At 62.5% G+C, this 11,912-nt stretch carries 8 protein-coding genes and 1 pseudogene; 2 read left to right on the top strand and 7 right to left on the bottom strand.

Features of this window, described 5'->3' with window-relative positions; genetic code table 11:
- Positions 1–146: 146 nt before the first annotated feature.
- A pseudogene (locus tag NKH60_RS10755) lies at positions 147–671 on the bottom strand (GrpB family protein).
- A 274-nt stretch (positions 672–945) separates the two neighbouring features.
- On the opposite strand from NKH60_RS10755, the gene NKH60_RS10750 reads away from it, so the two are divergent.
- On the top strand, positions 946–3,270 hold the full coding sequence (locus NKH60_RS10750; protein WP_352831612.1) for an NADP-dependent malic enzyme: 2,325 nt from the start codon (positions 946–948) through the stop codon (positions 3,268–3,270).
- Between the two features lie 12 nt (positions 3,271–3,282).
- Here NKH60_RS10750 and NKH60_RS10745 read toward each other — a convergent pair whose 3' ends face one another.
- Entirely contained in the window at positions 3,283–3,903 is a 621-nt protein-coding gene (locus NKH60_RS10745) for a DUF1287 domain-containing protein (RefSeq protein ID WP_352831610.1), read from the bottom strand.
- Between the two features lie 263 nt (positions 3,904–4,166).
- Between NKH60_RS10745 and NKH60_RS10740 the strand changes: the two genes are divergently transcribed.
- On the top strand, positions 4,167–5,351 hold the full coding sequence (locus NKH60_RS10740; RefSeq protein ID WP_352831607.1) for a DUF2865 domain-containing protein: 1,185 nt from the start codon (positions 4,167–4,169) through the stop codon (positions 5,349–5,351).
- On the opposite strand, the gene gltX is transcribed toward NKH60_RS10740, so the two are convergent.
- From gltX to NKH60_RS10715, 5 genes are all read right to left on the bottom strand, one after another.
- Positions 5,269–6,642 carry a glutamate--tRNA ligase gene (gene gltX / locus NKH60_RS10735; protein WP_352471740.1) on the bottom strand — a complete coding sequence of 458 codons (1,374 nt, stop codon included), beginning with the start codon at positions 6,640–6,642 and terminating at the stop codon, positions 5,269–5,271. The genes NKH60_RS10740 and gltX overlap by 83 nt on opposite strands.
- A 132-nt stretch (positions 6,643–6,774) precedes the next feature.
- Positions 6,775–8,580, bottom strand: coding sequence for an ABC transporter ATP-binding protein (locus tag NKH60_RS10730; RefSeq protein WP_352613797.1), 1,806 nt, complete (start codon positions 8,578–8,580; stop codon positions 6,775–6,777).
- Between the two features lie 382 nt (positions 8,581–8,962).
- Positions 8,963–9,298 carry a GNAT family N-acetyltransferase gene (locus tag NKH60_RS10725; protein WP_352872087.1) on the bottom strand — a complete coding sequence of 112 codons (336 nt, stop codon included), beginning with the start codon at positions 9,296–9,298 and terminating at the stop codon, positions 8,963–8,965.
- 103 nt (positions 9,299–9,401) lie between these two features.
- A complete protein-coding gene (locus NKH60_RS10720) occupies positions 9,402–11,084 on the bottom strand; it encodes an NAD+ synthase (protein WP_352502475.1) in 1,683 nt (560 codons plus the stop codon).
- 65 nt (positions 11,085–11,149) lie between these two features.
- Positions 11,150–11,863: a DNA-3-methyladenine glycosylase I gene (locus tag NKH60_RS10715; RefSeq protein WP_352502474.1), complete on the bottom strand. Its 714-nt coding sequence runs from the start codon at positions 11,861–11,863 to the stop codon at positions 11,150–11,152.
- Positions 11,864–11,912 lie beyond the last annotated feature (49 nt).

The following is an 11,912-nucleotide window of genomic DNA, read 5'->3' as shown; positions in this document are numbered from 1 at the left end:
CCATCATCGACTCAATCTCCTCTTACGACGAAGATTGAATCAGTGCTTCAGGACTGCTGCAACCCGGACTTTTTCAACACTATCGACCCTGCTAAGACGTTCGTTCGTGTCTCTGGCGAGCTCTGATGCGGACGATAGACGTGTTTTCAGGGATAGCGGCTGAGCGCCATTGCTTCGACACGTTTTATCCAGGCGTCTTTGCAGTCGGAATAGGCGTGGCTGTCTTCGGGATGCAGCGCAGCACATCGCCGCTTCTCTCGCTCATACTCCTCTGCAATGCTAGGCGAACTGCGCAGAAGGTCGCGAAAGGCAAGATGTCTGCGGATGGCGGGGTCGCCGTCCACGAAGCAGTGAATTTGAACGACCCGCTCGCCCGTTACCTAATCGTGTAGGGTGCAATAGCGTCGTCCTTCCATGCCGTAGGCGCCATGCCATTCATAGCCAAGGGCTTCAATGGCTGCCTGTTCGGCATCCAGCGCCGCCAGATTCGAAACAACGGGCATCAGGTCAAGGACAGGCTTGGCGGCAATGCCGGGGATGGAGGTTGAGCCGATGTGGTGGACCTGAAGGATCGAAGCCGCCTGCTGTTGCAGCCGATCTGCTTCGCTGGCAGCACGGGTGGCCCAGCTCGCATTATGGGGTGCCAGGCGAACGGGGATCGGTGGGGGCAAACTCCGACTCCTCATGAATTGCGGACAGGTCTGCAAACGTCCGGTCCATTCAATATCTGCCAGAAAGCGGACCGCCTGCAAACCACCTTAGCAGACATTCAACTGGCGGCGGCGCAGCTCGCCGCCCGTTGTTCGAGATTTCAATGGCAGGCCGCACTGGCCGGCGGTGCAAAGCCATAAGCTCGCGCTTGCGACATATCACCCCTCGAAAAGGCTCGGCTGCATGCTAAGAGACTCAAAACCCCAAACGGACTGAACTGAGGAGGCGGCCGTCATGACAAGCGAAAGCAAAAAGGCGGCGCGATCCGACCTCGACGAAGCAGCGCTCTACTTCCACAAGCACCCCCGTCCCGGAAAACTTGAAATCCAGGCGACGAAACCGCTGGGCAACCAGCGCGACCTGGCGCTTGCCTATTCGCCGGGTGTCGCCGCCCCCTGCCTTGAAATCCGCGACGATCCGGCAACCGCTGCCGACTATACAGCCCGCGCCAATCTTGTTGGCGTCGTCACTAACGGTTCGGCGGTGCTCGGCCTCGGCAATATCGGTCCGCTCGCCTCCAAGCCGGTGATGGAGGGCAAGGCGGTGCTGTTCAAGAAGTTCGCCGGCATCGATGTCTTCGACATCGAGATCGACGCACCGGGCATCGAGCGCATGGTCGAGACGATCTCGGCGCTGGAACCAACCTTCGGCGGCATCAACCTGGAAGACATCAAGGCGCCCGAATGCTTCGAGGTCGAGGAGCAGCTGAAAGCCCGCATGGGCATACCGGTCTTCCATGATGACCAGCACGGCACCGCCATCATCGTCGCCGCCGCTGTGCTCAATGGGCTGGAATTCGCCGGCAAGTCCATCTCGGACATCAAGATCGTCACGTCGGGCGCTGGTGCTGCGGCGCTCGCCTGCCTCAACCTTCTGGTCTCGCTCGGCGCGCGGGTTGAAAACATCTGGGTCACCGACCGGTTCGGGGTCGCCCATAAGGGCCGCGTCGAGGAGATGGACCGCTGGAAAGACCCCTATGTGAAGGATACCGGGGCGCGCGCGCTGGCTGACGTTCTGCCCGGCGCCGACGTGTTTCTCGGCCTGTCTGCCGCCGGCGTACTGAAACCGGAACTGCTCCACCACATGGCGCCCAAGCCGCTGATCCTGGCGCTGGCCAACCCCAATCCCGAGATCATGCCGGAAGCGGCAAGGGCGGCGCGACCCGATGCGATGATCTGCACCGGCCGCTCCGATTTCCCCAATCAAGTCAACAACGTACTCTGTTTTCCTTACATCTTCCGTGGCGCGCTGGATTGCGGCGCAAGGGCCATCAACGAAGAGATGAAAATGGCCGCCGTTCGGGCCATCGCGGCGCTTGCCCGCGAAGAGCCGTCCGACGTTGCCGCGCGTGCCTATTCCGGCGAGACGCCGATCTTCGGCCCGGAGTTCCTGATCCCCTCGCCTTTCGATCCGCGGCTGATCCTGCGCATTGCCCCTGCCGTCGCCAAGGCAGCTTGCGAGACCGGCGTCGCGACCCGGCCGATCACCGATTTCGCCGCCTATATCGACAAGCTGAACCGCTTCGTCTTCCGCTCCGGCCTGGTCATGAAGCCCGTGTTCTCGATGGCCAAGACGTCGAGCGCCAAGCGCGTCATCTATGCCGACGGCGAGGACGAGCGCGTGCTTCGCGCCGCGCAGGTCGTGCTCGAGGAAGGCATTGCCGAACCGATCCTGATCGGCCGCCCGCACGTCATCGACGTGCGGTTGAAACGCTATGGGCTGCGCATCAAGCCGGGCGTCGATTTCGGCCTGATCAACCCGGAAGACGATCCGCGTTACCGCCACTACGTCGACCTTTTGATCGAGCTTGCCGGCCGCCGTGGGGTGACTACGGAAGCGGCACGCACCATGGTGCGCACCGACAATACGGTGATCGCCGCCCTTGCCCTGAAGCGCGGCGACGCCGACGCCATGGTCTGCGGCCTTGAGGGCCGTTTCGAGCGCCATTTGCGCAACGTCACGCTGATCATCGGGCCACGCGCCGGCATTAGGGATCGCGACCTGTCGACGCTTTCCATGCTGATTTCGCAGCGCGGCATCATCTTCCTCACCGATACCCATGTCTCCGTCGATCCGACCGCCGAGGAGATTGCGGAGATGACCGTTCTGGCGGCCGAGGAGATTCAGCGTTTTGGCATCGAGCCCAAGGCAGCCCTGCTTTCGCATTCGGATTTCGGCTCCCGCGATTCGCCAAGCGCCATGAAGATGCGGCAGGCGGCGGCGATCCTGGCGCGCATCGCGCCCGACCTGCAATGCGACGGCGAGATGCATGCCGACTCGGCATTGTCGGAGCAGCTGCGCCAACGCGTCTATCCGCATTCGCGGCTGAAAGGCGAAGCCAATCTGCTGGTGTTCCCCAATCTCGATTCGGCGAACATCACACTGACGGCGCTGCGCACAATGATGGAGGCGCTGCATGTCGGCCCGATCCTGCTCGGCACCGACAGCCCGGCGCACATATTGACGCCGTCGGTGACGTCGCGCGGCGTCGTCAACATGACGGCACTGGCAGTGGTCGAAGCCGCGCACAAGGCGCAAGCCATCGTCGATCTGGGGTAGCCGCGGGCTTTCTCAGATTGGCCTGAACCGGAAATGCCCTGTCTGCCTGAAGGCAAACAAAGTGTCCTCTTCCCTGGCGCCGCCGCCGATATTGTGAATAACCAGCCTTCTTGTCGGTACCAAAGTGGAGCGATTGGACGACACGATGGCAATATGCGACAGATTGCCGGGCAGCATCTGGGCGACGAGATCCCCTGGCCGATAGTCGGCGGGGTCTTGGCTGACGGGCAAGGCAGCACCGCGCCGCTCGAAATAGGCCGCAAGATTGGGCACACGGCGGTGGTCGATGTTGCGGTCCGGCGCTTTCAGGCCCCAAGCCTTCGGATAGGCGGCAAAATTGGCCCGCATATCCTCATGTACCAATCTTTGCAGATCGACATCGAAGGCGCGGCGATAGGCACGGATCACGACATCCGTGCAAACACCCCGCTCGGGCCCAACGTCCCCGCCCGGATAGGCCAGGCGTGTATAGGTCGGATCGTAGAGTGTGGTGACGCCGATCTGCTCACGGGCAGCTTCGACCAATCTGGTACCCCAATCCGGCGCGATGGGCTTTTGCTGCGCCATGGCATCCGGCATCGCCAGGCACAAAAGACCAAACTGCAGCGCGGCTCGACGGGTAATCGCGGTCATGCCAAGCCTCCGGGCATTGCTGAATCCAGGCATTCTTCTGGGCGAATACGCCTTTTTCGTGCAGCGCCAGGACGTCGCGGTTCTGGCTCTGTCCGAATACGCAGTGTGGCGTGGTCGAAATGACAGCACCGGTCGTGATCGAAGCCGCGCACAAGGCGCAAGCCATCCGATTTGGGCTGAAGCCGGAATCGGCGGCATGCTAAACAAACGATTAACCGCAAGCGCGGTAGCTTTCTGAACAACAGGCAGGCGGAGTCGGAGGGATGACGGGCGCACGTTGGAAGCTGACGCGTACCGCCGCGCTGCTCGGCGCCGTGGTGCTGTGCGGCATTGCCGCCACTCAGGCACAGGCCGCTTCCCGCCTCTGCCGCCAGCTTGAAGCCGATCTTGCCGCCGCTTCTCGTGGTGGCGGCGGCAAACCGGCATTGCTCAGGAAATATGACGACGCAATCGTCCGGCAGCGCCAGCAGATTTCAAAGGCCGTCAGGCAGGCCAGCAGCGCCGGCTGCGGCTTTTCGCTGTCTCGCCGCAACGCCAACGCATGCGCAGCACTCGACGCCACCATCGATCGCATGGCAGCCAATCTCGACGCCCTGCAGGCCAAGCGCGGCGACCTTGCCGGCGGTGGTTCGCGACGTGATCGTGCGCGCATATTGACGTTGCTTGACGCCAATGGCTGCCGCGATGATGCGGCGGCGCCGACGCCCGCGCCGGTCCGCGAAGCCAACCGTGAAAACGGCAAGCGAAACCTGCTCGACCAGCTTTTGGGCAGTCAGCCCGAAGAGGCCGACCAGGCTGAAGAACTGAGCCAGCCGGGCAACATCCGCACCGTGCTCAACAGCGCCGACATGGGCCAGCCCCAAGGCGAATTCCGCACCATGTGTGTGCGGACCTGCGACGGCTATTTCTTCCCGATGTCGAATGCTGCCTCGCTGGGCGATTTCGAGCGCGATCAGAAGAATTGCGAATCGAGCTGCCCCGGCACCGAGATGCAGGTTTTCTACACGCGCGGCGTGAACAGCGATTCGGCGTCGATGACGTCTTCGGTGACGGGCAGGCCTTATATCGAACTGCCGACGGCCTACCTCTACAAGCAATCCGACATGCCGCGGCCGCCGACCTGCGGCTGCAACGCCGCGCAGAATTTCGAGATCATCGCCGGCAACCCGCCAACCCGGGAACAATCCGAGGCGAATGTAGAGAGTACCCCGTTCATTCCGCTGCCGGTTGCCAGGCCTGATCCGGGCGCCGACCCGGAGTTCTTGGCCAATGCGCAAGACGGCCTCGACCGTGGGGCGATCAGACGCCTTGCTGTCAAACCTGTGCCCTCGCCGACATCGCTGCCGCCGCCGGAGCAGCGCAAGGTCAGGGTCGTCGGGCCAACGTTCCTTCCCGACCCAGCAGCGGCAACAGATCTGCAAGCTCCGGACCCGAAGGCTGTCCCGTAAGCGCCAGCCTGAGCGGCATGAACAGCGCCTTGCCCTTACGGCCGCTCGCCGCTCGGATCTTGCCCGTCCAGTCCTTCCAGACGGTGCCGTTCCAAGGCTCTTCCGGCAGCAACTCGAATGCCTGGCGAAGAAAGTCGCGGTCCTCGTCGGAAAACTCCGCCGGCTCCTCTGGACCGTCTCGAAGCGTACGCCACCAGATCGCCGCATCGGCCAGCCTGTCGAGATTGCCGCGCACGGCCAGCCAGAAAGACTCGGCCTGTTCGCCGGAGATGCCGAGCACGATCAGCCGGTCGCGCGCCTCGGAAAACGGCATGTGATGCAGCAGCGTGCGGTTGAGCACGAAGAGTTCGTCCGGGTCGAATTTGGCGGCGGATTTCGATGTTGCAGCCGGATCGAAGCGCTCGACTAGCTCGGCCATCGTTGGCACCGCCACGACGTTTTCCGAGGTGCCGACGAGCACCGCCAGCGAAGCGATCGCCATCGGCTCGATGCCGCTCTCACGCAGGCTCTGGATGGACAGCGCGCCGGTGCGCTTCGAAAGTCCCTCGCCTGATGCCGTTGTCAGGAGATTGTGGTGGCCGAACACCGGCGGCTCCGCGCCAAGTGCTCGGAACAGGGCTATCTGGACGCCGGTATTGGTGACGTGGTCGTCGCCGCGAATGACATGGCTGACGCCCATGTCGATGTCGTCGACAACCGAAGGCAATGTGTAGAGGTAGGTGCCGTCCTCACGCCGCAGAACCGGGTCTGAAAGCGAGGCGAGGTCGACGGTCTCTTCGCCGCGCACCAGGTCGTTCCAGTGGATTTCGGTGCGCTCCGGCTGTAGCGGATCGCTGCTGAAGTTGGGCAGCAGAAAGCGCCAGTGCGGCCGCCGGCCATCGGCCTCATATTCCGCCACCTGCTCGGGTGCCAGCGTCAGCGCCTCGCGGCCATAGACTGGCGGCAGGCCACGCGTGCGGCGCACCTTGCGCCTCAGGTCGAGCTCTTCAGGCGTCTCATAGCAAGCATAGACGAGGCGCGCCTCCTTCAGCCTCTCCAGTGCGGCATCGTAGATTTCGACCCGCCGCGACTGGTACTCCGTGGCATCGGGGAAGATGCCCAGCCAATGCAGGTCATATAGGATAGCGTCGGAAAACTCCTGCGTCGAACGGGCGACGTCGGTGTCGTCGAAGCGCTGGATGAAGCGGCCTTTGTTCTTGATGGCGAACAGCCAATTGAACAAAGCGGTGCGCGCATTGCCGATATGGATGCGGCCGGTCGGTGACGGGGCGAAACGGACGGTAACTGTCATGAGCGGGCGTACCGGATGGTTTTGCTGTTGACAAGACGCGCCCCCGCGCTCGGCGGCAGACATAGAACATGACAAAGGCGAAGAAAAGACTGCAGCGCCGCACGTCTATCAAGACGCGCGGCACCGCAACCGTCAGATCACCAGGCCTTTGGTCAGTTCAAGCGCCTGGCGTTCGAACAGCCGGCGGTAGATGCCGCCTTGCAGCCGGATCAGTTGGTCATGCGAGCCCTCTTCGACGATGCGGCCGCGATCGAACACCAAAAGCCTGTCCAGCGCCCGCACCGTCGACAGCCGGTGGGCAATGACCAGCGTCGTGCGGCCGACCATCAACCGCTCCATCGCCTGCTGGATCAGCACCTCCGATTCCGAATCGAGGCTCGACGTTGCCTCATCCAGGATGAGAATGCGCGCATCGGCAAGAAAGGCGCGTGCGATTGCAACGCGCTGACGCTCACCACCCGATAGCTTTACGCCACGCTCGCCGACCAGCGTGCCATAGCCTTTCGGCAAATTGGCAATGAAGTCATGCGCGCTGGCCAATCGCGCCGCGTGCTCGATCTCGGCCTGCGTGGCGGCCGGCCGAGCATAGGCGATGTTTTCGGCCAGCGACCGGTGAAACAGGATCGGCTCCTGCTGGACGATTGCGATCTGTGCGCGCAGCGACGCCTGCGCCACATTCGCAATATCCTGGCCGTCGATCAGGATATTGCCCGCAGTCACGTCGTAGAGGCGCTGGATCAGCTTGACGAATGTCGTCTTGCCGGAGCCCGAATGGCCAACCAGCCCAACCCGTTCGCCCGGCGCGATGTCCACCGAAAAATCGCGATAGAGCGGCAGGCGGTGGCTGCCATAGTGGAACGTGACATTGTCGAAGGTGATACGGCCATCGGTGATCCGGATCGGTTTGGCTCCGGGCCGATCCTCGATGCCGAGTGGTTCGGACTGGAAGTCGACCAGTTCCTCCATGTCGTTGATCGAGCGCTGCAGATTGCGGATATGTGTGCCGATGTCGCGCAGATAGCCTTGCAGCACGAAGAATGAGGTCAGCACGAAGGCGACATCGCCGGCGCTCGCCTGCCCCCACGACCACAACAGCAGGGAGAACCCGATGACCGCTGCCCTCAAAAGCAGCAGCATCGTCCCTTGCGTGGTGCCGTTGACGGTGCCGCGCATCCAGGTGCGGCGCGTGCGACCGCGCCATTTGGCGACGACCTCGGCGAGCCGCGTCTCCTCGCGTTCCTCGGCGCCAAAACCCTTGACCACGGCGTTGCAGCTTACCGCGTCGGCCAGCGAGCCGCCGAGCCGTGTATCCCACGCATTGGCAAGCCTTGCCGCGGGCGCGACATAGCCAAGCGACAGCATCGTCGTCACCGCGATGAACAGAACCGAACCGGTGGCGACGACAGCACCCATCAGCGGCCAGAACCAGCCAAGCAGCAGCGTCGAGCCGACGAGCATGACGACCGATGGCAGCAGCGCGATCAGGATCGTGTCGTTGAGCAGGTCGAGCGCCCACATGCCGCGCGTTATCTTGCGCACCGTCGATCCGGCGAAGCTGTTGGCGTGCCAGTCGGTGGAGAAGCGCTGGACGCGGTGGAAGGCGTCGGCGGCGATATCCGCCATCATCTTCAACGTCAGCTCGACAATGGCCATGAAGGCGAGATTGCGCAGCACGACACCGGTGAGCGCCAGGGCCACCAGCATCGAAAAGGCCGCTGTCGCCGCGTTCCACGCAACATCGTCGGCCGCAGCACTGCTGGCGACGGCATCCACCAGCCGGCCGGAATAGAGCGGCGTCAGCACGTCGGCCAAGGTCGACAGCAGGAATGTGCCCATAATGCCGGCAAGCCGCCACGGCTGACACCGCCAATGGCTGAGCGTGAAGCCAAGAACGCTGCGAAAGGCGCCCGCGCGCAAATCTATTCGAAAACGAGTCATGATGTCATTCGGGCGCAAACGAGCCCGATCCCACGAAAGTAGAAATTGAAAAACCGCGTCGGCGCCGTTTGGCGCCCGGAGATGCGGAGGTTTGGCGTATTTGGCGGCCCTGTAGAGGGGCGGCGACCGGCAGCGGCGAAATACCTGCCTCGGTTCAGCCTTGCCGCGAGGCTATCTCGCGGCGCACTGACCAAGACCTAGGCTTCGCAGCCTCGCATAACGATGTCAAATCCTGGCATTCGGTTCCTCCTGAAGGGGAATCGCGGAGAGGTGTTTATAGAGACGCCTCAACGCCGCGCCAAGTCAGTAGATAGCCAAAAGCGCATCTGGTCCAAGCAGTGAGACGATTTTGCAACAATCGCGGGTTGTGCGCTGCCTCTGTTCAGGTTGCCGGGATACGGTCGAGGCGCATATAGCGGCCGTCGGTGGAAGGCCTGAAGCCGAGCTTCTCGTACATGGAGTGTGCGTCGTTGGTCGACAGGCTCCAATGCGTGACAGTCTTGCAATCCGGATGACCGATAAGCGTCTGGACAAGCCGGGTTCCGATGCCTTGCCGGCGATACCCGGGCCAGACAATGATGTCGGCGAGATAGGCAAATACCGTACGGTCGGTGATCGCCCGGCCGAAGCCGACCTGATTGCCGCGGACATAGGCGCCGACGCACAGTGAGTTGGCAAAGGCGCGGCGGTGCAATTCGTCGCTGCGGCCGCTGCCCAATAGCTCTCCTTCAAAATGTCGGATGTCGCCCGGAAGTCGATTCGCGACAGGTCGAAGCTGATCTCAAAGTTGGCCATGGCTAAACCGTTATGCAGCCAATCGCCTACCCGCCATCCCTGAACCGGTTGGTGATGGGATAACGGCGATCGCGGCCAAAGTTCTTCCTGGTGATCTTCACGCCAGGCGCCGCCTGCCGGCGCTTGTATTCGGCGACGTAAAGCAGGTGCTCGACACGCGCCACCGTCGCCCGGTCATGGCCGCGCGCAACGATCTCGTCGACGCCCATCTCGTTCTCGACCAGACACTCCAATATGTCATCGAGCACTGGATAGGGCGGCAGCGAATCCTGGTCGGTCTGGTTCTCTCGCAGTTCGGCCGAGGGCGCCTTGTCGATGATGTTGGCCGGGATCACCTCGCCGGACGGACCGAGCGCACCCGGCGGCACATGCGCGTTGCGCCAGCGCGACAACGCATAGACCTGCATCTTATAAAGATCCTTGATCGGGTTGAAGCCGCCATTCATGTCGCCATAGAGCGTGGCGTAGCCTACCGACATCTCGCTCTTGTTGCCGGTGGTAACGACCATCGAGCCGAACTTGTTGGAAATCGCCATCAGGATGGTGCCGCGGGCCCGGCTCTGCAGGTTTTCCTCGGTGATGCCTTCCTTGGTGCCCTCGAAAAGCTGTGTCAACGTGTGCAGGAAACCCTCGACTGGCTCGAAGATCGGCACGATGTCGTAGCGGCAGCCGAGCGCGCGGGCGCAGTCCTCGGCATCCTTGAGCGAGTCCTTCGAAGTGTAGCGGTAAGGCATCATCACGGCGCGCAGCCGTTCCTCGCCGAGCGCATCGACGGCAAGTGCCGCGCAGATCGCCGAATCGATGCCGCCGGAGAGGCCGAGCACGACATTCTTGAAGCCGTTCTTGTTGACGTAATCGCGCAGGCCCAACATGCAGGCGCGATAGTCGGCCTCCTCCTTTTCCGGGATTTTCGACATCGGTCCGTCAGAGCAGACCCAGATGTCATTCTTTCGCTTCCAGGTGGTGACGTTGACCGTCTCCTCGAACTGGCTCATCTGGAAGGCCAGCGTCTTGTCAGAACCTATGGCAAACGATGCGCCATCGAAAACCAGCTCGTCCTGGCCGCCAAGCTGGTTGGCATAGATAATCGGCAGTCCGCATTCGATGACCTGACGGATGACGATCTGGTGGCGGACGTCGACCTTGCCGCGGTAATAGGGCGAGCCGTTCGGGACCAGCAGGATTTCCGCGCCGCTTTCGGCCAGCGTCTCGCAGACGGCAACCTCGCCCCAGATATCTTCGCAGATCGGCACTCCCACGCGCACGCCGCGGAAATTGACCGGCCCCTGGATCTCGGGGCCGGCCTGGAAGACGCGCTTCTCGTCGAACTCACCGTAATTCGGCAGATCGAGCTTGTAGCGTTCGGCAAGGATCTTGCCGCCATCGGCAAAGATGATCGAATTGTGCGTGCCGGTCTTGCGCTTCAACGGCGTGCCGATGACGAAACCCGGGCCGCCGTCGGCGGTATCGCCGGCGAAATCCTCCGCCGCCCGCTCGCAGGCCTTCAGGAAGGCGGGCTTCAGCACCAGATCCTCAGGCGGATAGCCGGCAAGGAAAAGCTCGGTAAACAGCACGAGGTCGGCGCCTTGGCGGGCGGCATCCGCCCTCGCCTCGCGTGCCTTGGCAAGATTGCCGGCGACGTCGCCGACCGTCGGATTGAGCTGGGCGACGGCGATGCGCAATATGTCTGGAGCGGTCTTGTCTGTCATGCCCGTGGGTTTAGCGCGGCAAAATTCGTCGAGCAATGGCGTTCGTTTGGACCAAACAGTCGATCCTATTCGCCCATATATTCGCGCAAGGCTTCCGGCGGATGGTTCTCGCCGATCGACATTGCCAGAATGCGCGAAATGTGCCGGCGCGGCAGCCCGGTTTCCGCCGCCCAGGCGTTTATCTGCACTTGGATCTTGTCCAGGTCCTTCTTCGACGTCGGGCTCTGCGCGAGGTCGAGCCCAGCGTCGCGCAGCGCTGCCGCCATGTCGGCCGAGACGATGAAGGCGTCCCACTCCAGCCAGCGCAGAAAATACTGGCCGGTATTGCCGCCGAGCCGGCTGCCATGCTTGCCGAGATAGGCCATCAATCCGACCTGGTCATCCGCCGGCCAATTGGCCAGGAACTTGCCGAAGCTGCCATGCTCCTTCGACACGCGCTCGACGAAGGCTGCGTTGTCGCGTACGGATTTGATCTTCTGCGGATTGCGGACGATGCGCTTGTCGAATGTGAGATCGTGCCAGAAATCGTCAGGCTGGAACAGCAGCCGCTTCGGCTCGAAGCCAAGAAATGCTTCCTCGAAACCCGGCCATTTCTGCTCGATGACGCGCCAGACAAAGCCGGCGGCAAAAACCCGCTCGGCCATGGTCGACAGGATCCGGTCGTCCGTAATCTTTGCCACCGCGGCATTGTCGGGCATAGGACCCAGCAGCGACGTCAGCGCTGCCTCACCGCCTTTGCGCTTCGCTGCACGGGCGCGAATTTTCTGAAAATCCACCATTGTTTCCTGACCCCATCGCGTCAATCTACCACTTCCCGTAGGAACCGGC

Origin of the sequence: Mesorhizobium sp. M1006 (genome assembly GCF_040318825.1) — a bacterium.
Classification (GTDB): domain Bacteria; phylum Pseudomonadota; class Alphaproteobacteria; order Rhizobiales; family Rhizobiaceae; genus Mesorhizobium.
Note: the sequence above shows the minus strand (reverse complement) of the source record. Positions and strands in the feature narration are given on the sequence as shown.

Excerpts from the sequence above, each read along its gene's own strand:
- NKH60_RS10750 (WP_352831612.1), top strand. The coding sequence starts at position 946 with ATGACAAGCGAAAGCAAAAAGGCGGCGCGATCCGACCTCGACGAAGCA.
- NKH60_RS10745 (WP_352831610.1), bottom strand. The coding sequence starts at position 3,903 with ATGACCGCGATTACCCGTCGAGCCGCGCTGCAGTTTGGTCTTTTGTGC.
- NKH60_RS10740 (WP_352831607.1), top strand. The coding sequence starts at position 4,167 with ATGACGGGCGCACGTTGGAAGCTGACGCGTACCGCCGCGCTGCTCGGC.
- gltX (WP_352471740.1), bottom strand. The coding sequence starts at position 6,642 with ATGACAGTTACCGTCCGTTTCGCCCCGTCACCGACCGGCCGCATCCAT.
- NKH60_RS10730 (WP_352613797.1), bottom strand. The coding sequence starts at position 8,580 with ATGACTCGTTTTCGAATAGATTTGCGCGCGGGCGCCTTTCGCAGCGTT.
- NKH60_RS10720 (WP_352502475.1), bottom strand. The coding sequence starts at position 11,084 with ATGACAGACAAGACCGCTCCAGACATATTGCGCATCGCCGTCGCCCAG.
- NKH60_RS10715 (WP_352502474.1), bottom strand. The coding sequence starts at position 11,863 with ATGGTGGATTTTCAGAAAATTCGCGCCCGTGCAGCGAAGCGCAAAGGC.